This window comes from Mucilaginibacter jinjuensis, from assembly GCF_028596025.1.
In the GTDB taxonomy this organism is placed as follows: domain Bacteria; phylum Bacteroidota; class Bacteroidia; order Sphingobacteriales; family Sphingobacteriaceae; genus Mucilaginibacter; species Mucilaginibacter jinjuensis.
In genome coordinates this window covers 3,300,697-3,324,696 of the sequence record NZ_CP117167.1, presented here as the reverse complement: position 1 = coordinate 3,324,696, position 24,000 = coordinate 3,300,697, and the positions used below count along the sequence as shown (strand labels likewise).

At 39.7% G+C, this 24,000-nt stretch carries 16 protein-coding genes; all 16 read right to left on the bottom strand.

Features of this window, described 5'->3' with window-relative positions; genetic code table 11:
- Positions 1-16: 16 nt before the first annotated feature.
- The 16 genes from PQO05_RS14980 to PQO05_RS14905 all read right to left on the bottom strand — a co-directional run bounded on the left by PQO05_RS14980 (position 17) and on the right by PQO05_RS14905 (position 23,991).
- Positions 17-991, bottom strand: a complete 975-nt coding sequence (locus PQO05_RS14980) for a D-2-hydroxyacid dehydrogenase family protein (protein WP_273628134.1) — start codon at positions 989-991, stop codon at positions 17-19.
- 77 nt (positions 992-1,068) lie between these two features.
- Positions 1,069-1,953: a TIM barrel protein gene (locus PQO05_RS14975; protein ID WP_273628133.1), complete on the bottom strand. Its 885-nt coding sequence runs from the start codon at positions 1,951-1,953 to the stop codon at positions 1,069-1,071.
- Between the two features lie 103 nt (positions 1,954-2,056).
- Positions 2,057-3,076 (bottom strand): PorP/SprF family type IX secretion system membrane protein, encoded by a 1,020-nt coding sequence (locus tag PQO05_RS14970; protein WP_273628132.1) that lies wholly within the window; start codon positions 3,074-3,076, stop codon positions 2,057-2,059.
- Positions 3,077-3,079: 3 nt separating this feature from the next.
- On the bottom strand, positions 3,080-4,042 hold the full coding sequence (locus tag PQO05_RS14965) for a T9SS type B sorting domain-containing protein (protein WP_273628131.1): 963 nt from the start codon (positions 4,040-4,042) through the stop codon (positions 3,080-3,082).
- Between the two features lie 19 nt (positions 4,043-4,061).
- Positions 4,062-4,769: a hypothetical protein gene (locus PQO05_RS14960; RefSeq protein WP_273628130.1), complete on the bottom strand. Its 708-nt coding sequence runs from the start codon at positions 4,767-4,769 to the stop codon at positions 4,062-4,064.
- Positions 4,770-4,792: 23 nt separating this feature from the next.
- Complete coding sequence (locus tag PQO05_RS14955) at positions 4,793-5,623, bottom strand: hypothetical protein (protein WP_273628129.1); 831 nt, start codon at positions 5,621-5,623, stop codon at positions 4,793-4,795.
- A 290-nt stretch (positions 5,624-5,913) separates the two neighbouring features.
- A complete protein-coding gene (locus tag PQO05_RS14950) occupies positions 5,914-6,468 on the bottom strand; it encodes a hypothetical protein (protein ID WP_273628128.1) in 555 nt (184 codons plus the stop codon).
- 3 nt (positions 6,469-6,471) lie between these two features.
- Complete coding sequence (locus PQO05_RS14945) at positions 6,472-7,830, bottom strand: ATP-binding protein (RefSeq protein ID WP_273628127.1); 1,359 nt, start codon at positions 7,828-7,830, stop codon at positions 6,472-6,474.
- Positions 7,820-8,740 carry a hypothetical protein gene (locus PQO05_RS14940; RefSeq protein WP_273628126.1) on the bottom strand — a complete coding sequence of 307 codons (921 nt, stop codon included), beginning with the start codon at positions 8,738-8,740 and terminating at the stop codon, positions 7,820-7,822. The genes PQO05_RS14945 and PQO05_RS14940 overlap by 11 nt, the downstream gene beginning before the upstream one ends.
- Before the next feature lie 73 nt (positions 8,741-8,813).
- Positions 8,814-9,674 carry a hypothetical protein gene (locus PQO05_RS14935; RefSeq protein ID WP_273628125.1) on the bottom strand — a complete coding sequence of 287 codons (861 nt, stop codon included), beginning with the start codon at positions 9,672-9,674 and terminating at the stop codon, positions 8,814-8,816.
- A gap of 22 nt (positions 9,675-9,696) precedes the next feature.
- Positions 9,697-11,709, bottom strand: a complete 2,013-nt coding sequence (locus PQO05_RS14930; RefSeq protein WP_273628124.1) for a hypothetical protein — start codon at positions 11,707-11,709, stop codon at positions 9,697-9,699.
- 114 nt (positions 11,710-11,823) lie between these two features.
- Positions 11,824-16,815: a contractile injection system tape measure protein gene (locus PQO05_RS14925; protein WP_273628123.1), complete on the bottom strand. Its 4,992-nt coding sequence runs from the start codon at positions 16,813-16,815 to the stop codon at positions 11,824-11,826.
- Positions 16,808-19,483: a hypothetical protein gene (locus PQO05_RS14920; protein ID WP_273628122.1), complete on the bottom strand. Its 2,676-nt coding sequence runs from the start codon at positions 19,481-19,483 to the stop codon at positions 16,808-16,810. Before PQO05_RS14920 ends, PQO05_RS14925 begins: the two co-directional genes overlap by 8 nt.
- Before the next feature lies 1 nt (position 19,484).
- Positions 19,485-23,258 (bottom strand): hypothetical protein, encoded by a 3,774-nt coding sequence (locus PQO05_RS14915; RefSeq protein ID WP_273628121.1) that lies wholly within the window; start codon positions 23,256-23,258, stop codon positions 19,485-19,487.
- A gap of 15 nt (positions 23,259-23,273) precedes the next feature.
- Positions 23,274-23,699, bottom strand: a complete 426-nt coding sequence (locus PQO05_RS14910) for a GPW/gp25 family protein (protein ID WP_273628120.1) — start codon at positions 23,697-23,699, stop codon at positions 23,274-23,276.
- The gene (locus tag PQO05_RS14905; RefSeq protein ID WP_273628119.1) at positions 23,692-23,991 is read right to left on the bottom strand and encodes a PAAR domain-containing protein; all 300 of its coding nucleotides are present in this window, start codon (positions 23,989-23,991) and stop codon (positions 23,692-23,694) included. Before PQO05_RS14905 ends, PQO05_RS14910 begins: the two co-directional genes overlap by 8 nt.
- Positions 23,992-24,000: the final 9 nt, after the last annotated feature.

Genomic DNA, 24,000 nt, shown 5'->3' with positions numbered 1-24,000 from the left:
GGTTAGATCAGCAGAATTAATGCTGATCTAACCATTCGTTCAAAATATTTACGGTATCGCCATAAAATAAACGATACGTATTTTCGGTTACATAGCCGATGTGTGAAGTAGCAAGCAGATTATCCAGTTTACGAAGTGGATGGTCTGCCGGTAATGGTTCTACATCAAACACATCAATGGCTGCTCCTGCTATCTTCTTCTGTTGAAGTGTTTCAATCAAAGCCTTCTCGTCAACCAATGGACCGCGCGAGGTATTGATGAATAATGCCGTCGGTTTCATCAGATCAAATTCTTGTTGACCAATAATACCTTTTGTACGGGCGCTTAGCACCAAATGGGTGGTAACGATATCCGCCTGTTTAAACAGTTCTTCTTTAGTAACCAGTTTAGCTCCTAAAGCCTCAGCTTTTTCTTCGGTAAGGTTCTGACTCCAGGCAATCACGTTCATATCAAAAGCCCTGGCAAACTGTGCAATTTTTTCGCCCACGCGGCCCAAGCCCACAATACCTATAGTTTTACCAGCCAGATCCATGCCAATTGTTTGCTGCCAGCCGCCAGATTTAAAGTTGGCATTTTCTTGCGGGATATGCTTCGCAAGGGCCATCAACAAAGTCCAGGTAATTTCTGGTGCACCAGTTGACAAGTAACGTGTATGTTTAAGTTCGATATTAAACTCAGCCACCGCTTCATTATCTATTGATGCATTACGTGCGCCGGTTGATACAATCAGTTTTAAATTCGGCAATTGCATTAAAATATTACGCGTTAACGGTGTACGTTCGCGCATTACACAAACAATGTTGAAAGGCAACAAGCGTTCAACAACTTTTGCTTCATCTGCAATGTGATCGCTAAAAACTGTGATATCCGCAACAGATTTCACATTATCCCAGTCTGCCATGTTAAGGGCAACCTGTTGGTAATCGTCTAATACGGCAATTTTAGATTTGTTTTCCATAATAAAATCTGCTGCATAGATAACACTTTCCAAATTAATTTTTTAGTTCTGAAAAAGAAAAGCCGCTTAACCTTCTGAATGGCAAGCGGCTTTAAATATTTAGATATCAATTATACCAGGTTCTTTTTGATATAAGCAATACTTTGCGAAATGCTATCATACGGATCGCCAGGGCATTTATCCTGCTCAACAAAGAAATATTTCAGTCCAGCTTTATCAGCATTGGTGAAGATCTTCTTAAAGTCGATAGTACCATTACCTACCTCGGTAAACATACGCTCAGGAGTTCTGTCCATATCCTTTACGTGCCATAATGGGAAACGGCCCGGATGCTCGTTAATCAATTTAATGGGATCCTGGCCAGCTTTGGTTACCCAGTACAGATCCATCTCCATTTTTACCAGGTTTTTGTCGGTATTGTTCAGCAATATCTCGTAAGGATATTTACCGTTCTCTTGTATAAATTCAAAATCGTGGTTATGGTAAGTTAACTGGATACCATTTTTCTTACATCTTTCACCGGCCTTGTTAAAGGTTTCGGCTATCTTTTTATAATGATCTAAGTTACCACGCTCTGGTAAAGAAAGATAAGCACAAACCATGTATTTAACACCTGCTTCGGCTGCGTCATCAACGGCTTTATCCCAATCGTGCAGTAAAGTACCTTTGGTATCTGCACCGTTAGTTTGCTCTTCACCTAAACGGTAGTGGCTGCTTGGCATTATTAAGCCGTTTTGTTTTAACAATGCAGCAAATGCCTTAGGATTCATGCCATAAAATTTCTCGTCACCAGTATAGGTCGCACCTTCAACAGAGGTAAAACCTATCTGTGCCACTTTAGCTAATGTAGCAGCAGGATCGGCGGCCATGTGATCCCTAACGGTGTACAATTGTAAACCGATATACTTTTTATCATACGCAAATAAATGCGGAGCCGCCAAAAGACCTGCCGATAGCATGGCCGTAGTTTTTAGAAATGAACGTCTTGAAGTCATATAATTGGTTGGTTTATTGTGTAAAAATAACACATTTATTAATTTACCAAAGACTTGCTTAATTTAATTAGGTTTAATTTTCTGTAAAAATGATGTGAACGTTTTAAAAATAGCACCGGTTATAATCAATGCGATGGTAGCCTTTACTTAAATATATCCCAATAGACAACTCGTGCGAACCATAGCTGTAATTACTTAGCGGCGTTAACGAGTAATCGAAAGCATAACCAATGCGTAAACGCTCTGTTGCAAAAAACTCAATCATCCCGATAACTGCATTGGGCTTCTGTAAGCTGTTTTGCAGGTTTGATTTATTGTATAAAGGGATTGCAGAACGATAAGTACTACCGACCCAAATACGTTCGCCCAATAAAAAAAAGGCATTCAGGTCCAGACTGGTTGGCCCGGCCAGATCATCTTTAATTAAAAATGATGGTTTAAATTTAACAGCATCATTAAGCGTAAACATAGCCCCGGCGGTAAGGTAATAGTGCGGTTCGGGCACGGGTACAGATATGGTTGTTGCTGTTGTACCTTTAATTAAATGCGCCACTAAATTATCTACAGAAAAGCCCGCAAAGAAATCGTTATTGGTATATAAAGCCCCTAACCTGGCATCGGGCAAAATAAAACTCTGGCTGCCTACCGGTACGTAAATATCGCCGGGCTGTACGGCATTCAATTTAGATCCGTCAATCCCGTTTTGTATAAAGCCGGCTCCTATACCAAAGCTTAGCCTGCTATTTTCATCGCTGCCAATTTGTAATTTGTAGGCATAATTAGCATACGCGGCAAGGCTGCTTTGTGCGCCAATTTTATCCTGCGATAGTAACAAACCTACTCCCACTTTATTATCCATCAAAGCGGCATCACCTGCTAATGAGAATGTTTGTGGCGCACCTTGCAAACCCGTCCACTGTGAGCGATAGAATGCACTTAGATAAATATCTTCTTTATAGCCTGCATAGGCAGGATTTACATATAAACCGTTAAATACATACTGACTAAACTGGGCATCCTGCTGGGCTTTTGCCGTCAGCGATATAAAAAAGCAAGCCAAAGTAAAGCCAAACAGCTTTATTACGCTCTTTATTTTAAACCCAATATATCTATGTTTATCCATTACTTAACGTGTTTGTTTGGATCTGAGCAGTGTGATGTAGCCATTGTATGTTTCCCAAACCCCCGAGAGGTATTTAACTTTTAGCACATAGAAGTACGTACCTTCATTAAGCCCCTCGCCTGTCCAATCATTGTGATAGCCTTTTTTCTGATACACAGCGTTACCCCATCGGTTAATGATGATGATCTCGTTTTCAGGAAAAATGGAAAGTTCCGGTATTTCGAACGTATCATTTTTGCCATCCCCGTTAGGGGTAAAAACGTTTGGAATACTTAGGCCTGCTATCTGCTTAATATCAGTAGAGGTATTATTCTTAGTGTATGTATCATTTTCAGTCGACGTAACCGTGGCCTTATTAGTAATGGTTCCGCTTTTGTTAGATCGTGCAAGGAACGTTAATTCGGCCTGGCCATAACCTTCAAAATTAGTTATGCTCCAACTTAAAGAGTGGGTAGCCTGATCGAAATTGGGCAAGCCTTTGTCCCAGGTAACCATTGACAGGAACTCGAGTCCGCTCGGCAACGTATCTTTTACCATTACATTGGTTGCCGGGTAAGCGCTGGCATTTTTAACGGTTAATACATAGGTATATGAGGCTCCAACAATCACAGGCTTATCTTCTGACTTCTTAACGATCGCCATATCAACAGGAGCTGTACCGCTTAATACTTGTACTTCTTCTGATGCAGATGATGGACACGATGCAATATTTAACGCTTCTACTTTATATAATCCAGGTTCGGTAGCCTTAAAATTAGGTCCAACAGCACCGGAAATAGGTTGACCATCTTTATACCATTGGTAGCCTGACGCATTTACTGCATAACCATGTATAATAACCGAAGAGCCAGGATCGATGGTAAATGTCTTTTTCTGTGCCGAAGCCTGAGTTATAGGCAGCACAAAGCCTGCTACTGTAAAAAGCAGTAGCAGGCGTAAAAAAGATATGCCAAACCCTGATCCCAAACGGTTAAAGCGTTATAGATTAATTAAAGGTAATAGTAGGTGTTTGCGGTGGATCAACAACAGTAACAGAAGCATTCGCTGTACCCTTACAACCTGAGTTTAAACTATAACTAACCTGTAGCGTATAGGTAATTGCTGTAGCAGAAGAGGCAGTTTCTTTTACAACAAGCGGGTATCCTTTTCCACCGTCTGCATCAGAAACGTTTTGGCCATTTCTTTGCCACTGATAAGTATAGGTATAAGCGCCATCTAATGGTTGTGTAAGTTTTAATGTTCCTGTTGTTTGTCCTCCAGAACAGATCGGATCAATCGGTGTCAACGCTAGGTTTAAGGTAGGCAATACATATACCTTATTTATATTTGTAATTGGAGACGAACAACCAGCTGTATTAATTATTACCAATTGATAATCATAATAACCAGCACCTGAGGCTGTTTCAGAATAAGTATTATCAGTTGTTCCCTCTTTAACTAATTGTTTTGTACCGGTATTATCTATTTTATACCAGTCGTATTTATAACCGGCAATAAAAGCGGGACCGGTAAGGTTAATTGCAGATCCATCGCAATAAATTTTAGAAACATCTGTAGCAGCTGCCGGAGGTGTAGTCAAGGCGTCTTTGCTGGGGCCGTTGACAACAACTGTCGTTTGTGCGAATGATGCTAATGAAGCGGTACATAACAATAGTGTAATTGCTAAGCTTAGGTGTGTAAAGATTCTTTTCATTTGTTGTTGTTTTTAAAAGTTTTTTATCGCGGTGTTATTGTAGGTGTTGAAGGTGTTGGGTCATAAACTACATTGAAATATTTTCGGCAAACGGGTGCGAAAACGATATCATCCAGGGCAAAATCATTACCGCTGGCTATAGTGTTTTTATTGATGATGCTGATTTTAACGGAAGTACTACTGCCCGAATTCCAGGATGTGGGAATAGTAAAGTTTTGCCAAAGACCTGTTGTTGATGACAATGCAAATAATGGATAAGTAATAGTGCCTATTGTAAAACTCAGTTGTGCCGGATTACCCGAATTGGCAGATGCACACCATATAGAAAATATGTAATTAGTATTTGGCGTAACAGTAATATTCTCAGACCATACTATTTTGTCTTTTACAGTATCGCCATTAATTACCATCATGTTACGTGGATTACTGCTACTACCTGTATGATCGGCAAAAGAATCATACCCGTCATGCACACTATGAGGATTAGTTGTAATTGTGTATTTACCTTCTGGGTACAACGTTCCACTACCATTTGGAGTTAAATAACCATAATCGCTGATGAAACCACTTTTGCCACTGGTGAAATCACCATTTACTACTTTATTTTGGCTCATATCACCAGTTTCCCACCAATATAATCCTGCTGTAGACACAGAAATAGATGAAGTCTTTTCACCGGTACTCCAGGTCCAGTAAGGCGCGCCAGCATCAGCATTTAATTGAATAGGAAATGTGCAAGTGGTTTTCTTGGTTGTATCACCGCAGCCTGTAGGCGTATATACACTGGTATTATTATAGTGAGAAAAATCGGTGAGTGTATTAAAACTTTTAAAATGATAAGATGCGTTAGGCAAGAGCGCACTTATTCCCCAACAAAGAATAGTAACACACGCAAAATTTAAATAAGAATGGAACTTAAGATAAGCCCTACGCATAGATGTATTTAATCGCAAACAATATATTAGCTGTTGGAGCAGCCCTTGTTACGTATAAATACGTGCGTAGGTTTAGCGTTTAAAGAAAAAAGTTACCCACAAAGCAATTGTAACACAAAGGTGACACAGGCTTAAACAGCAGGTTTCACCTAAGGAATAAAACAGATTATTTATCGAAATTATTTTAACCGGGTGCGTGTGAAAGCGAATTACAACCTGATTATTTTTACGGGGCCTTTTGCGCCTGAATAATCAATCATTGAGCAGAAATTATAATGTTGAAGGCTTTTTTTCAGCCAGGCTAATTGCGGGTCGAAGAAGATTTCATCGGTCGGCTGGCCGGTAATGAGCCGGATTAGCTTATAGTTTAACAGCTCGTATTGTGTAAACAAACCGGTAAAGGCCTCTCCTGCTTTGGTTCGCATACCATCACCCTGCAGTCGTTGATTTTTCAGGTATTCCTGGTACTGTTTGATCTCTTTTCTTAACGCATCATAAAATATGGTCAGCATATTGTTGAGATCAGCTTTTTCGATCCGTAGAACCAGATACAGGTTTGATGAGGTGATCAGATAACCCACTATATGCAAACCTTTATGATAAGTACAATAATTGAGGGCCTGGGCTATCATCAGTTTGTTTTGATCATCGGGGAAGTGCTGCTTCCATAGCCCGGTTTTCAACAATAAGGCATTAACAGGCACATCAGCAGGCATGTCGATGTTTATATTTAAAGTGATCTCAGTATTGCCTTTCTTTGCCATTGTTTAATGAGAAATGCTGATCGTTTTATTTTCCTTCTTCAGTTCGTTCCGCAATCCCGAAAACAGTTCTTCCTTAGTGACAACCGTATCATTTCTTTGGATAGCTGCGAGCGCACAATAGCGTAGTATATTGATAATGGCCCCGCCCGCCAGTTCATAATCTTCGGCTACTTTATAAAGGTCAATATCCGGGTGCAGCGTGCATTTGCCTGAGAAGGCGTTTTGCCAGAGCTGATAACGTTCTTCTACCGATGGCATGTTGAAATGGATCATAGATTGAAAACGCCGGGTAAAAGCCTCGTCCATATTGGCCTTAAGGTTTGATGCCAGTATCACAATGCCCGGAAAATCCTCGATACGCTGCAGTAGGTAGGCTGTTTGTTGATTGGCATGTGTGTCATTGGATGAATTAGCCGCTGTACGTTTACCGAACAGCGCATCAGCTTCATCGAAAAACAGGATCCAGTCTGTATGTTGTGCGGTATCAAATACCTTAGATAAGTTTTTTTCTGTTTCCCCAATATACTTGGATATGATCATAGATAGATCAACCTTGTAAACATCCCTCCCGGCTGCTTTGCCAATAAGCGTTGCCGTAAGCGTTTTACCGGTACCGGGCGGGCCATAAAACAAACTACGGTAACCGGGTTTAATTTTTTTAAATAACCCCCAATCGTTCATTAATGTTTCGCCATGCTGCAGCCAGGTGTTTATTTCGGTAATCTGTTGCATTACATGTTCGTCAAGCACAACATCCTCCCAATCCATTGGGGTGGTTATTTTTTGTGCCGGGAAAGACGCGCTTTTCTCTATCTGTAACTGCTCGCCTGTTAAAAAATAATTGAACCAGCTATTGTTAAGGCTTAATATCCCATTTAAGCGTGGCAGATAGGCATCTGTTTCGGCCAGAAACAATACTTCTTCTTTTATGAGTATGCTGTCTTTACTCAGCAAATCCAACACCACAGTACGTAACTGCGGATCGGATGATGCAATTAAAAAACATAAGGTTTGCCCCGTTGGTAAAAAGCCGCTATGATTTTTGTCAACTACACCACCAAACTCGGTAAAACCCCTGTCGTAAATTTGGTTTTTTCCAAAAAACACATCCAACACATCTGGCCGTACATGTGGGGCCATAGCCAATACCAATGCCAAACGGCCGTAAATATCCAGCCTCCAATCTTTAACCGAAGCGGCATAAGGGCTGTCTATTTCCGACAGATCTTGAGGCGCGATATCAAGCCAATTATTCTCATGCCCTTCTTGCATCAGGTAGGTTTTAATAACCTGGTCTATAACCTGTTGCAGCCAGTCCATCTCCTGCTGTAGCACCAATAAATCTGTTGGTTTAGATTCCATTATTTAAAAATAGCTTTTCTACATCGTCTAAACTGGTATCGGCCCACCTAAAATAATATAAAGCCGTATTAGGGTTCAGCTGATTAGCCTGCAGCATATCCAGCATACTGGCGGGTGCCCCTGTTGGCAGTTGGGTATTATATAATGTATCGTGGTAAAAGTCGTATTCATAAAATTCGCGGGCCCACTCTTGCTGCACTTGTCGCTGTGTAAGTAATTCGCTTACAAAGTGGTCCAGCTTCTCGTCCTGGATAACCAGTTTGCGGGCTTTAAAAAATGCAGGCCTTCGCTTAGATTCCCTGTTATAAAATTCAATGTCTTTTGACTGGATTGTTTTAACCGATGCCTGGCCGAAGATATCCACCAGTCCAAAATTCTCAGCATCAGTAGCAATTTCCAGTTCTGCGTTATCAGAACTGGCGATGGCCAGTGTCCAATCGGCCGTAGTAGCGCATTCTGTAACCACATAAATATCCCTGAAAGAGTAAATAGTTTGTGTCAATTTAATGATCAACGATTGCTGTATGTTATTCCAGTTGGTGATTTTAACAGCTTCGGGATCGTTGCCTTTAAAAATAAAACTCCCTTCTGACGAAAAGGCCAGGATCTGCTTACTGTATTCAAAATCCTCATCAAGCGGCCCCCGGCCGTTACCCCTGCCCGAATATGGCTTGGCTACGCCATCACTAAAACTCCAGCCTGCCGGGTTTAGTTTTATACCGTACTTAATTTCAACATCATGCGCTGTGATAACCCCGTTTCGAAAGATATTACCCAGGATGATCATTTCTCCATTTCTGATCTGGAAAAAATCGCCCGGGTAAACGTTCTGATTAATTGGCGCCGAAGGAATAAAACCGCCTGTTCTGCTGTATAAATTCCGGTAAAACTTATGGTAAATGCGTTCCATGAGCTAAGGTTTATTTAACAAGGTACATGATCCACCGCTCTTTTTTTATCAGAGCGGTGGATATGTTTTAACATTATGATGCCAGAGCGGCAGCATTTGCAGCTGCAAGGCCGGCTTGTAATGATTTCAACTTAACCTGTGCTTTATCTAACGATGCTTTAGCATCATTAAGTTGGTTGGTTGTTACAATCAGTGCTTTTTCGATACGCTGATAGTTATTTTTTGCGTTTTGGTAAGCTATGTTCAAGGTAGATTCTAATGAATTTGGTTTTAAATTAGATACTGTATTATCCTTGATGGTTGGTTGAGATTTACCGGTAAGGAACTGATAAAAATCAATCGACTGCGTATAACTTAATATCAAAGCAGCTTCAGACTCTATATTTAAGGCATTAGCGGTAAACGAGGATTTAACGGCAACCAGGGTTAACGCCACTGCATTATTCGCATCCTTGCCTGCAGTACCAATGAGGCTAACTAACTCATCAGAAATAAGCGGATTTAAAGCCTTTTTTCTAATAATGGTGGTGGATAGTTTATCAATCAGTTCGGCCGTATAAATTAATTTATCAATTACAGATTTCAACTGCTTATCCAACTCATTAGTTTTATTTCTGGCAACGGCAATTTCCTTTGACGCTATTTCAGAATTGTTTAACAGATCTAAAGCACCTTGTACCATTTGATCTACCAGCTTTTTATTATTATAGGTCTGTGTCCTGTTATTGTCAGCCAAAGACAGAAATCCCTGAAAATTGATGGTTTTTTCTGTAAGTGAGGTAACAATAGATTGAAACTGGTCAACGCTGTGTTGTGCATTTATAACACTTAAATTTAAGGCATCCAACTCTGCCTTTTTACTTTCCGTTATACCATACTTATTAATTCTTCTAATCGGTACTAACGGTGTAATATCTAATATGGGAGTTTTCATAAAATGTAGTTTTTAATAAGGTTTACTTTGTGTATGAAAATTTTGCCTTGTTCTCAAAATCAGATATGGCATTGCTATAATTATTCGCCTCATCCTCACTCACTGTAGCTACAGAAACAATAACCGGAACGTATTTTTTATTTGCAACTAATAGATTACCAAAATTATCGGTAGTATCGGGGCCTATAAATGTAATGTAACTGGTGGTTGTTGGTTTTGCAGCATTGTCTTCACCCTGAGTGGCTGTTGCCGAAAGTTTTTTGCTGCTATCTGCCGGCTTGTCATATTTAATAGCAGGGCTGTAATTACCGGCCGAAACCTGTTCGGCCAATGGCAAATTAAAGAAAAAGCCGGGTTTGCTATGCCGTTGAGCTACCAAGCCCTGGAGTGCATCTGATTTGGTAACCTGCGATTTTGATCCTTTTATGATATCCTGGCTATCAATATTTTGCAAAATCACATATTCTATCTCTATCAATGATTTTAGCGACGTGCTGTTAAGCATTCCATTGGTAACATCCCCCGGCTCGGGCAAAAATATACATCTGTATTGTATATCATCACCTTTAAGTAATGGCTCATCAACATCAAACGTTAATTGCATTGAATAGGATAATTTATCCTTATCATGCCCATCATTTGTAGAAATATCATTTTTTGTACTTTCACTTAATGCGGCTGTAAACTTTGCTTCTAACGATATGTTTTTTTCATTTGCACTAATTTTGCCAACTACGATATCTGTATTTTTTACTTTTTGTAATTTGTTTTTCATGCAAAAAGGTCTTGATGGGGCCGATAGAAAGTCATCAAAATCGTTGAGCGTTTTTTTGTAATCGTTATAATAAGCAGCCATAACAAATACTACATAACTTTCGCCTACGGTTATCGCGTCATCATCAGAATCGTGTAATTCATCCCCCTTATTATCTTTATCTGTTTGTGAATAAATGAGGCCGGATATTTTTGAATCCTTATACGTTAACTGGTCATAAAAGGCCGGATCCCCATCCTCTGTTATCACACGCGGATAAGAAACATATTGGCGCGTAGTGCCGTTTACTAGTTCCTCAGCATTTGAAATAGAGAAGGTATCTTTTTTACTTTCCTTAACAACAAAAACATAATAAGTTTCTACAGGGTAAGTAGGCCTTTTAGCATTATCCTTGGCGGCAAATGGGGTTTTAATCGTATCAAATGATACAGTAATGCTTAAAGGTGGTTTTGGAGGATTTTGAGCTAAAAACAAATCATTGTCAATAGAATCTTGTGAAGTATCGGCATCCACCACCAGGTTTAAATTTAACTCGGCATTGGTTGAATAATAAGCAAACTTTGAAGCGATATAATTTATGCAAATATCTTCAAGCGCCCCCTCAGCAACCTTTTCATTAGCTGAAACTTCTACCTGTGTAGCATTGTCTGCTATTACCGACTGTGAAGCGGCTTCATAATCAGCTGACGTTATTTTAAGCAAATTTTTGATGCTGGCATTGGTTGTTTTCGCTTTATCGAGCACAATTGACGAGGTAACCTGCGAAGTGTATTTCGATACGTCCATGGCTATTTTTGATGCAACCTCAGCCTCGTAAGCAGTTTCATTCATGTAAGCGGCCACTGTTTGCGCCTGATGAAATACATCAGTATCAAAATCGGCCGCATTAATAATGCTAAAGATGCTGCCAATATCACTTGCCAATCTAACGATTGAATTGGCCGCTATTTGCACGTTAGAAGCACCAACAGCTGCATTGGTAACAGCCTGTTTCAGATATTGATCGGCCTGCGTTGCTGTACTTACCAGGTTGTTAGAAATATTGGTATTAACAACTGCAATTTGCTTAATCGTGTTTTTGAATTTTAAATCACTTTTCGAATTTGTAAGCTTATCATCGGCAGTAATAGTAGCTCCCTCTGCATGATAAAGGGTAAACATAGACGAATTGAACTGCGATTGCAGGTTTTTTTCGTCCAGATCAAGGGCCTGTAACGATGCCACTACCGTGGCATTAAGATTTTCGTTGTATGAATTCATAATATTTTAGTTTATTGATTAATAATCTGTTACTTATACATATAACCGCTTAATGCTGGTTAGCTACTGTCTATTCTTTGATATGGTATAATTGCTTCCATAAGGTTTAAGGTTTTAATATGGCCATTGTACGTGGATTGGTTTATCCATCCACGGGTATTTAATAATTGAAAAAGAGAAAGGAGATTTATTGATCAGGATATCATAGGCGCGTTTTTCTACTGTTAGTTCCCATCGCTCATCCAGCTCAACCAACAGGCCATCCCTTACCAGCCAGTTACCTCTAAAACCGGCAATTGAGGTGCTGCCTATGGCGTTCCAATAACCGATAACTGCATTAATCAAACCTTCAATTAACAAGCGCTGCTCCTCTGTTATAGTAATACCACCAGGTATGGGATGTGATAGTGGTACACCACATAGCACTTTATTGAGTGGTAGTAACGGTTCTTCTGTTTCGGTTAACCCGGTTACTACGTATTGCAGATAATGTACAGTGTTGCTTTGAATAGGGGTATCTAAAAACTTCTTGTCGGCAGTAAATCCCAGTCGCTCAAAAAGCATGGGGATATAATTACTAAGCAGTACTATACCCGCATTTTTAACCGGTATGCCCCCTTTAATTGTAGTGTTATTATTCTTTTTCTCGAGCATATTTTTTATTGGTAATGTTATTTCAGTTTTAATTGGAACGGGTTTTATCGTGTTGTGCTGATCTTTCAAATAATTAAAAGAGATGAGTAACGATGGTGGCAGGTAGCTTTGCGATTTGCCGACATCGCGGATAAAATCGGTTTTGTTAATACCACGCTTAACGCAAATATCCCACAGTAACTCATTCCAGATATTTTCGGTAGAGATAATCCGCCAGTTATTAGTACTCCAGGCCTTAATTATTTTTCTGAAAAGGATGTACTGCATTTCTCTGGCAGTAATACCGGTAATAACGATATAGCCCAATGAAGTATACAACTGCCCAATGATATTTAAAAGCGATTGTTTAGGCTTCTCTAAATGTGTTATGGCCGCTATTAATTGATCAATATTAAGCGATTGGCTTAGCCATTGCATTTGCTGCTCAGGCACAACCTCTTGCTTTAATACCGATAAAACCTTCGCCGGATGATGGATAATGAGTTCGTTAAGCAGTTCTTTTATATGCCCTGAGTTTGATTTAAACCAAAACGGGATTTGTTTTTGAATAATAATGGCATAGCTTAATTCATAAAGCAGGTTCTTGCTTTCTGCAGCTATTAATTGCTCGGATGGTAAACCTACAAACCCAATACTCTGATGACTAATGAACGCCGGACTACAAGCTGACAAAGCATCCTGCAATGCCGCGTTAACCCGAATATGATTACGTTGCATAACTGATTTAATAAACACAACGTCCACATCTGCCTGTTGAGTAAGCTGATAGAGGGATTGCTTTACTAATTTATTCAATTCTATAGCCGACCAGGAGCCTACAGTAATTAGCTTCCAACTCTGTTGCCAATATTCATCAATTAGTTTATCGGCTATCTGTGATGATGCCGTGAGCAGAACGATATCATGTAAGATCCTGATGGACTCAATCTCCTGGGATAAATTGCCGGAAGAATTACTCATAATCCACAAAGCAAACTGATTAAACGTAACAGATGATTTAATAAGCGCTAAACGTTTGGGTGTAAATAGAATATATGCGATGAGCTCTCTTAATTTTGCAGGATTTACATCGAGCGCAAGGTTAATAAGCGCTGTTAATTTGATCTTGGTTTTGTTGTATTTTATAACCGCGGCTGACTTAACGAGGCCATCTTCAATTAATAAGAATAACTCATTTTCTGTTAATTGATGTCCATTTTCTGATTTATAGGTTACACTGTGCTGTGTTGATAAATTATCAGGAGGAGTTACAGGCAATAATCCTATATCTGTAACATCAAAGGCTTGTTCTACAGCAGCTTTAAAGATACTTACCGGTAATTGTTTACCATTAGCAGAGCCGGTATATTTTTCGAAACTATCCTTATAAATTGCATGAAGCCGTTTAATAATTTCGGATTCTGCAAACTGTGGAGATATACGGTAAAGAACAGCAGCATAAGTTTTAATCAGTAATTCAAAGCCGGTTTTAAGTGGTACTGATGCGGAATCGATGATCTGATTTGCAGCGATAATAACAGGCGACAAACGCTCTTCGGCAATATTAAATGATGATAATACTGCTTTCCTGAAACGTGCTGAGAATACCTCAATATTAATATCTCTTAATATATCAGCCGCCTGGATTTCCTGATATAAGTTGATCAAGCGTAATCTGATCTCTTGATTGCTAACAGTTTTCAGCTCAGCGGCAACAAGCCAAGTGTATTGCTTAATCAATGCCTCCCCTAATCGTTTATCTGCTGATGTTTCGGTATGGGTTGAGCTTTTAAAATGAATGAGTTGAGGCAAAACGCGTTCATTACTTAATGAAAACTCTGACAAGACTGATTCTCTGAAATATCTTACCAAAGCCCCGCTCCTGCCTTTGTGTTGGCTATACTTAGTTAAAGCGTCTTTGTAAATTTTGGTTAAGCGATTTACGATTTCGGCTTCGGTAATATTAATTAAGATGTGGCTAATTATGGTTGTATATTCTTTGATTATCAGATCCATCAGAATTTTTCCCTGCGGAATAAAGGAATCGGTAGAATTAATACCACTAATGCCAGCTGTTATACTCTGATCGGATATATTAAACTGAGATAAAACTGATGCATTAAAAGACTTCTTGAAACGAGCAACTTGTGCACGATGGATGTTGTAATCAGCAATACATTGCCAATATAGTTCTGTTAGTTTAATTACAATTTCTGTTGATGCTATTTTTGGCAATTCATTGGTAATTATGGCTGTATATTGTTTAAGCAATAATTCCATTAAACGTTCGCCTTGCGGGATGAGATAATTAAGCAAGGCACTACTTAACCGACTTTTATATTTTCTCAGCTCAACAATTTGTGGATGAGTAAAATTGTTTAATAATAACTGTCCTACCTCTGCTTGTTTATTTGAGTAAGTAATGAGCTGGTTAATTTGCTCAACAACAGTAGTTGTGTTTGCTATAGCTATTGTTTTAATTGTATCAGTCGGAATTTCTAAAAAAGGTAGTTTCCTTTGTAGAACTAATCGACCTATAACACCATTAATTTCAGCTACTTGAGTACTTGGTATTAATTGATAAAATTCCCCGAATATCCAATTTAATATAATCTCTGGTTTAAGTTCAGGAGAGATAATCATTGCCTTTAAAGCAATGGTTAACAGGTTTTCATCAACAGCTAAACTTAATGAAGCGTAAATTGAATTTTTTTGAACCTCATTTGATACGAGTTGCAACCGTACAAATACCGGTGATATTTTAGCCTGGTTAATTAGCGCCTGGATTACATAGCTATCCAAAATATAAGGTAAAAGTACTCGCAGCCCTACTTTATCATTATACTGAATGAGTGCATTTAAGGCAATTTTTGGATACAGCCTGATGTTTTTAACTAACGACTTTTGAGTGGATAAAAATGCCGCTTTATTACTTATACCAGTATATAGTTGAGTAATCAGCTCCTCTATCAAATCAGCAAAACGTATGGATATGAAGGTTGAATTACTCCCGGCTTCGTTAATATAAACTGCAGATAAATCGGAATAAGCATCTATAAATGAACCTATTTTACTTAAATCGTGTGCCTTGATATTGGTTAAACTATCCAGCAAATTTATTTTGGATAATGCCGCACTTTTAGCGATTTCGACAATGCAATAGTTCAAAAAAGCTTTGTTATCTACAGACGCATTTTTGTTAGCATATAAAAATTGAAGGGCTATCTGTCTTAATGTTTTAAGATCTGTATTTAGGTTATTGTTTCTTCCTGCCTTGTTTAAAAAACGGATGGTTTCAATTATCAGCGTTGCCGAACTCTCACTTAGAGCATAAAATATTTGTTCAAGTGATACTTCATTTAATAAATAAAAAACACTGTTATACAGATATTTATTATATTTAATCGAAAGAATTAGTTCTCTGAATTTCGAACGATTTTGGCTTGATAAGCTTATAATCAGCTCGTTAAATCCTTTTCTCTCTATTGCAGTATCCGGGGCTTTTTCTCCTTTTAAATAGGCTGATAATGTTTCCCATAAATCGGCTACATCTTCAATTCGTGTGGAACTAATTTGTGTGGCATGGAGATCTTCCTCTTTAATAATGGCTTTTATGGTTTGCAAAAAGTCAGCCTTTACCCCATAGTTTCTGCTTACTATTTCAACGGCACGTTCAATTAAGGCAAGCAGCTCCGCATAGGCAATATTATAATGAGCAGCCATTTGCCTGATGGTGCTTTTCATGTAAGCTACCTTATTAAAAACAGTCCCCCGTTCGGTAAGCAAATAGTTGAGTATCCACAGCCACAATTGCTTTTTAAAATCGCGGGTGCTGGTTTGTACAATGGTTTCCTTAACCTGTATTTTAGTTAGCTCGTTCGAGAACTCAATAACCTGGGTATGATTATTAGGCTCGAGGCCCTCAATAATTTTAATAATATTGGGCTCGCTTATTTGCCAGGCTATACGTTTTCTAACGTTTTCATGCGTTACCCCCACAGATCGCAGCATTTCAATTACCCGCTGCCGGTTATTTTGCAATTCATAAGCCAGCATTTCGTTAACTGTGCCATCTGTAGCTTTATAGCTCCAGGGCATTAGCCCATTTAGTAAAAAACTGCTGATGAGGTAGATATGCGAAGTATCCTCACTTAGTATTTCGAGATTGCGGCCTCCCCTGTTGGCATAAATAATAAGGTCTATCAGTTTTTCATTTAGCTGGGTACGCAGTTTGGTACTCAGTTCAAATTCAAGGTTGTTATAGTCTATCGGACCGAGATCAATTTCGAGCGATTGGATACGCCATGTTTGCTCGGGCGGGCATACTTTATCAAACACCTCGGTAACCTCCTTAGGCATATTTATCCTACTCCAGGTGCTCAGGCGCTCCTGTAGCTCAGAACCTCTTTCCTTTTTATCGAAAAGCGTGTTCCACCTAAACTTAGAGATGATATGGCTGTTATTCTCACTCATTATCAGTCAAATTAAGTTCGGTTAATAATGTGGTGAGTATTCCGGTATATTCACTTTGTGAGGTTACAATTTCGGTTGTTACCTTACTTTGATAAGTAATGCTGTTATGCCAGTTAGTGAATGCAGGGATCCAGTTTTTTAGTGCGGCAGCCTCAACAAAATGATATTTATAAGCTGTTTGCACCGGGAGGTTATCTTGCAAAAAAAGATCTAAGCGATTCTTAAAATCGAGCGTATTAAATGCCGGGATAAATGCCGGGAATACTAACTCCAACCTATTGGCAAAAAGCGGGCTATCTTCAAATGAACCGATCTCGGGTCCCGAGGATATTTGTACGTTAAATGAATACCCTGTACCCTGTATTGGTTTCCAGGTTTTATTGGTCGATTCGCTTGTCTGCCGCGCTGCAGTAAAGGAAGTATTGCTAATAACCAAGCTTCCATTTTGCAATTGTGTTGCCACATTTACCGGGGGATTAAGCCGCAGCACCCGATCAATAATTACCGCCTGATCATAATTAAAGGTATCGCCAATTTTCCAACTCATATTGGTGGTATCATCTTTTATTATAATCACCAGATCAGCAAACTGGGCAAGCAAATTGGTTTCAATCAACAGGAACCCTTTGCGCTCTTGCATCAGCCATAAAGCAAGCCCTATATCACCGGCGTTTGCCACGTTATCATAACTCGCAGCTATAAAATCTTTGTAGGCAACTTTTAACCCGAATAACAAGTTAAGTTTTAACTCGATAGATGAGTAATTAATAAAATCCTGTTCGGTTAACTTTTCTGCTTTATCAATTTCTTTCGAGTTGAAGATAAAGTCATTGGTATAACCACTCAATATTATTTCCTCGTCTTCCGGACTTAATACCGGTATTTCAGCGCTTATTTTATGGGCTCCCGAATAATTATAAGCCCTTTGGCGGTAATAACTTAGCAAACCCAGGTTTTGCAGATAAAGGCTTTTAAATATCACCTGGTCTTTTAAGCTGTTACCAGAATATACCGATCCGTTGATAACGGCATTCACAACCATCGGCGATTCGCCGTGCCGGGCCAGTAAATGATCAAGCATATCGTTTCTCCGGGTCAGGCTGTCGGTTTCATCTTCCATAAAATCCATCAAACCCTTGATGTAAGGATTATATGGGTCATCCTTATATGCCGCCCAGCCGTCAATGTCTAACTGCTCATCACTCTCAATCGCCATACTGAAACTAAATGCATTACTGTTTTTGAGCAAAGGTTTAATGTAAGGCACATCATACAGTGATTGGTAGAAATAGGTTGGCGAAAACACCTTGTAAGGCACTGGGTATTCGCCATGCTCTCTTTGATATTTGTCTTTCTCTTCATAATAATTAGCCCGGTCTGATGGTGTACCTGCCAAAGAATTTTTGAAAGAAAATAAACGATGAACGTTGGCCAACTGTGAAAACTGATTAGCCAATACCTGGTCGAACAAAGTTAGGTACCCTTTTAACTGCCGCGATTGCGCAATCTGGTAATCCAATGCATTGGAGTCGATACCATTAATACCAACTCCAAATATTTCGGGGAAAGTGTTTTGGATCGAATAATAATCATTAATATCCCTGTATTTCCCACGCGGCAAAGCCGGCTCGGTATCTATTGTACTACCAAACACCACGCTAACATCCTGCTGTTGTGATTTTAAAATTGTGGGGCTTAATGCAGCACTTTCGGTTTGCACTTTAACACCATTACAATATATATCAAGCCCATGCACTACAGACTTTGGAATATCAATTTTTAACAGCTGACCGGAGCTCGTCACAATTATACTCCCCGTCGGTTTCTCAGTATCAGTAAAACTTAACGCAGAAACAGCATTAACACCTTTTATATCTTCAATTAAATGGGCCAGATCAATAGTATAAACCTGTGTTCTTTTATCTGTTAAGTCGTCGGATGAGATCCATCCATTATCCAGCAGAGGGCCATTATAAATAATATTGCTCCTAGCACCTTCCGCAATTAATTGATCATAGCCGGTAGGCACAATCTTAGGGAAGATATAATTGTCGACAGCATCCTGGATCAGCGATAAAATAGTGGTCAGGTTTTTAACGTTATCTATATCAATGCGGCCTTTAACCAGTTGTATTACCGGCTGTAAAGGCAGTGGTTTCAGAAATATTTCGCCCAGGTTCCTGTTCTTATTCAGGTAATAAAATGCAGCTATACAAACATCATTAATTGTTTTGCCATCGGTTATAGACTCATCAATAAGCAGGTAAGTTTGATAGATGCTGCTAATTACCGAAAGCTCATTAGTTGCCGGTACAATTACTGCATTATTAACCGGGGCTATACCATCAATTACATATTTGCGGTAATCAATAATAGTTACCGGCGAGGTAGTTAATATGTCTTCGGGCAAATAAAACTGGTTCTTTACCCGTAAATCTCCGTTAGGTTTGGTTAAAATATCGCTTACCGAAAAATTGTTACAATAACCCAATTCGGTTAGTGCAAAGCAAAATTGATCCAATATAGTTACACCGGGGTCGCTTGCGTTAAGGTTAGTCCACTCGTTACCGCTATGCTGCTGGATATAGGCCAAAGCCTCGCTTTTCAGCGATTTAAAATCCTGCGTTATTGGCAGCTGCACGTCGAGTATGTAGTTCGGACTTTCCATATCACTGCTCAATTATAATTTGGTGGCCCATACACGACACGATCAGTAAATCATCAGTCGTTGGCTTTACGCTATGCTGATCCTCTGCCGTATTTATACTAACTTCATCTGTACCTGTTTTAAATGTCACGCTCTTAACTCCCGCTACACCATTTATGCTCCTCAAAAATTTGGCAACTATCGTGTCAGTAATTCCCTGATCAATGGTTAGCTGAACCTGATCACTAATAATCCAGGGTGATAAAAATAGGTTTAAAGCATCATTAATTGTTTTTTGCAGCCCTTTAGGCTCGAAACCTGTATCAATAGTTATGGTAGCCGTGATACACACACACAGGAAATTAAAGTTCGATACAGTAACCCCAGCAAATGTTGAGGCGCGCTCATTTAAAAACTTCGAAATACTGGCCTCCTTGCATTCTGTTATCATCGGCTTATAGGCATCCGGATCAACATCTGTTCTGCTTCGCTTTACCAAGTAAACATTAGTTGTGCGCGTCACCTTATTAAATACAGCTTTAGAATAATAAATTTCGGGGTTTTGATGCTTGATGAGCCGGTAATAATCTTCGGCGTTAACAGCGCGGTCTTTAGTTTTAAGCCTGCTGCTTACACGCTGGTTCATACCGGTTTCATTTTCAGCAGGCTTACCGCCGAAAGATGGAAAAGGCTGCACAACGGTCGCAATCTGTGGGACAAGTGTTTGAAGCTTAGTTATAGCATTGCTTGCCAAATGCGGCGAAACTGTATCAGCCGAAAATAAACTGCCGCTGCGCTTTGCTATAAAGCCATTGGTAGTAACAAAAATAGTATCGGCATAAGATGATGGATCATTAACCTTTGCAGCAAACCAGTATTTCCCATCCGGCATCGCAGTATTTTGGTTGCTGATATCATCAGGCACATTCAATTGAAGTATCCCCGAACAGGTTAAGCCATTTGTACCATCATATAATACCGAAAGATCTTCCCAACCATTTTCGGCCAGATAGCTGTAACTAATTTGTTTATTGAGATTATTGTTGATGCCGTATTTACGGTTAAACTCAAAGTATAAGTTGATGGAGTTGGCAGGTACCAGGTTATCCATCCCTAAAAACAAATAACCGCTATAATTTACTGCTGGAAACAGTGGGATTCCGCCAGTAATTGGCTCTGTAATATCAACAGAATAATAGGCATTAGTATTTGCCTGCGTGCTATCATAAACCACCTGATTTTGAAATGGAGCGTATAGAAAGCATTGTATAGGATAAGTGCCTGTAGCATGATCAAAAACATACTCCTGCGAAGCCGAATAATGAGCAACCAGGTTATTTACAATTGGTGCAAAAGGTGGATTTGCCGGTTGAATAATCTCTGCTTTCTTTTTATCCTGATCTTCGGTATCCTTATCATTGGCTATTTCATAAACCGTGAGTGCGTTGGCTGTAGCAATACTGGCCACCACTTTAGGATAAACCTCGCTGCCGAAACCATACGCAGGTGTAGCCAATGTCATTTTCATAAAGCCCGAATCACTGGTTTCCTCAAACTTTAATGGTGTAAGTTGTAAATTAGGATTGCAGGGCAACGTACCGTTGTTATCGAAAGAAAAGAAACTCGAATTACTTAGCGTATGCGTTACCTCGGTGGTACCACCCGGTTTTACAGCATTACAACTGGTGCTGAATAGCGTACTTGGTAAAGGCGGATCACCGGGCAATGGGTTTTGGATTTGCTGTTTATAGATGCATTCTGTTGTACAGTTTTGCGCGGTGCAAACCATTTGTGTGCTTACCTTTAAATTAGTCCAGCCTTTGGGTTGCAACATCTTAAAATCCACACCAAAACTGCAATTATTGAAAATTGGCTCCGGATTTGGTGCGTTAGGGTCTACAACAACAGGCACTGTGTCAGGCTTATCTTTAATATAATCCAGCACTTTACCGATAAATGATTTCTCTTCCTGCTCTGGCACAACCGGTTTGGGTGGGTTGAGGTAGTTGTTATATTGGTTGTAATAATTTGCGAAATCATCGGGCAAATTGTTCCAGTTCAGTTCAATGCCCAACTCGTTTACCGGCTTGCTAAATATTTCATTGTTACCGATTATAAAACCAGCATTTACAGCCGGTACAGGCCCCCAGAGCGGATATGGCGTTTTGGTACTTACTGCACCATAATCATTATAAAGCTGAAACGTACTGACATTTAAAACATTAACCTCTACATTGATGGATTTGAGAACAGGTGCTGTTTGCGTATTGGTAAACGAGCTAAATTCTATTTTAAGCATCGGCCATACGCTTTGCAAACCATCGGGATTTATTACAAAGGGTTCAATTGGTGGCTGGGCAGCATTTAAATCAATCTCAACAATAAACTGTGTTACCGTATCAGCAATTTTATTGGCTTGAAAGGATGGCGTAACCGTTAACCAGGCTTCTGCTGTACTGAGATAATAAGTAGCCATGATCAGCATTTGAGGATCGATGGCGGTAGTAAAATTTAGCATCACTATTATCTTCCGGCTACCCTCCCTTAATAAAAATAAGGGCGAAGCAAAGGCTATCCCAATTTTTGCAGGTGTACTGGTTGCCGTTACCGAACTGCCGAAGGTTTCCCAAGCCAAAGTTTTACCGCTAGTATCTTGCTGTATAATTCCCGGTGTTGGTATGCTTTTAAGATAAAGCGAAGCCAGTTTACCTTTTATAACCTTATTAAGTGTATAAGCACTGGTAATAACAGCGGGGTTAATATCTGTATCCCTTTCGGTTGCAAATAGTATCGGGTTCTTATCTGCATCAATACCTGCATTGAGTAACGTACCTGCCGGGAGCTTAAAAACAGCATCGTGTTTAGTAAGGGTGGCATAAACAAACACGCTATCGGCTATAGCGGGTTTTATAGTTTGCCTTAAAATATCCTTATAGTAAAACTGTAAATGCTTTTGCGAAATAGCATTTAACTGTTCCTGATGATTTTTCAGCAGATGAACAAAAGTGCGCAAGAGCGTAGTATCAGGAAAACTGCTCTTTTTAACACTCTGGTTTTGGTAAGCTAAATCAGCCTGGGTAATAATAGTGCCGAAAAAATTGAATAAAACATCGCCCGCCTTTTTCAATCCGTTAAATACTCCCCAGAAATTAAACATCGTGTTTATCTTCAGGTCATCTTCCAGATCATCAGGGCCAAGCACCTGCCAGTATGGGGTTTTATCCTTATTCTGTTTCCAGATTATCTTATCGAAACCATCGAACTCGTAATAATTAACAGGATCTATTTCTGAGATCGGCGACGATCGGCTCAGCCTATCTCTCAAAGCAATAACAGCCCAGAAATAGATGCTGATATTGTTTTTAACCTGATCTAATACATACGTTTTAAGGCTGTACTGCGGTGCAGAGCTTTGCATGTAATACGTCCACCGCTCTATCTGTTTAAATACCTTGATAAGCAGGTCAAAAAGCTGATTGACTAAATCAACCATCACAATATTCGAGCGTATATCAGAACCCGACCACTGTTCCAGCTTCAAACAAATATCGATGTATAGCGACTGGTATTGCTTAAAGTCAGTTTTTGAAATAGAAGCCAATAGAAAAACGGGATCTTTAAATAAAAACGGTTCCCAGGTTCCATTTACAGTATTCGTGTTATCATAAAAATTGATCAGCGAAGCAAAATCTGTCAGGAAACAAAGCATATCCCTTTCTGTCCGCCCGTCTATCAACAACGAGGCGGGGAGTAATGCTTTCTCCAGCGATTTTAAAGCGCTAATTTGATCAATCATATTTATCTGTTATCATCACAAATTGGTACCCTCATTCAGGTGAAAAGGGAATACATAATTGTGCCTTGTATTAACCTGGTTATACACGTAAGTAATTGCAATCTCTACTACGCCGTTAACTATATCTATAAAATTGACTATCACATCGGTAACCGTTATTCGCGGCTCATTTTGCAGTAATGAGGTCTTTACCGCGTCTTTGATTTCGCCCTTCAGGGTTTCATCCATTTTGCGGAAAAAGAACTGCTGCAGGCCCGAACCAAATTGAGGTTCCATGCAACGTTCGCCGGTATTGGTTTGTAAAATAATGTCGATCGAATCATTGATATTGTCCTCATAGGCCGTCATATTCAACTGATGGTTACCCGCAGAAAACGTAACCGGGAACGACCAGCCCGAGCCCAAAAAGTTATTTTCCAATTTATTGATCTGACTATCCACCTATCATTACATTAAAAGCGCCTAACATAATTTGCCCCCCATGTGCGGTTGTATCACCCATTCGCGCGGCCGGCATACCACCAATCATAACCGTTGCCGATCCCTGTACAATAGAATCGGGCGGGCCTACACATACGGCCATATCGCCCACACGCGCGGCCGGTAAACTGCCAATTAAAACATTTGGGGCACCCGGCCCTATAATTGGGCCGCCTACATGCGGTATAGGCACAAGGGCCGGTGTTTGCATAGGGCATTGGTGAAAATCTGTTAATCTTGCTGCTGGTGGCATATTTTCAGT

Coding starts and splice junctions, on each gene's coding strand:
- PQO05_RS14975 (WP_273628133.1), bottom strand. CDS start 1,953: ATGACTTCAAGACGTTCATTTCTAAAAACTACGGCCATGCTATCGGCA.
- PQO05_RS14970 (WP_273628132.1), bottom strand. CDS start 3,076: ATGGATAAACATAGATATATTGGGTTTAAAATAAAGAGCGTAATAAAG.
- PQO05_RS14960 (WP_273628130.1), bottom strand. CDS start 4,769: ATGAAAAGAATCTTTACACACCTAAGCTTAGCAATTACACTATTGTTA.
- PQO05_RS14950 (WP_273628128.1), bottom strand. CDS start 6,468: ATGGCAAAGAAAGGCAATACTGAGATCACTTTAAATATAAACATCGAC.
- PQO05_RS14945 (WP_273628127.1), bottom strand. CDS start 7,830: ATGGAATCTAAACCAACAGATTTATTGGTGCTACAGCAGGAGATGGAC.
- PQO05_RS14940 (WP_273628126.1), bottom strand. CDS start 8,740: ATGGAACGCATTTACCATAAGTTTTACCGGAATTTATACAGCAGAACA.
- PQO05_RS14935 (WP_273628125.1), bottom strand. CDS start 9,674: ATGAAAACTCCCATATTAGATATTACACCGTTAGTACCGATTAGAAGA.
- PQO05_RS14930 (WP_273628124.1), bottom strand. CDS start 11,709: ATGAATTCATACAACGAAAATCTTAATGCCACGGTAGTGGCATCGTTA.
- PQO05_RS14925 (WP_273628123.1), bottom strand. CDS start 16,815: ATGAGTGAGAATAACAGCCATATCATCTCTAAGTTTAGGTGGAACACG.
- PQO05_RS14920 (WP_273628122.1), bottom strand. CDS start 19,483: ATGGAAAGTCCGAACTACATACTCGACGTGCAGCTGCCAATAACGCAG.
- PQO05_RS14915 (WP_273628121.1), bottom strand. CDS start 23,258: ATGATTGATCAAATTAGCGCTTTAAAATCGCTGGAGAAAGCATTACTC.
- PQO05_RS14905 (WP_273628119.1), bottom strand. CDS start 23,991: ATGCCACCAGCAGCAAGATTAACAGATTTTCACCAATGCCCTATGCAA.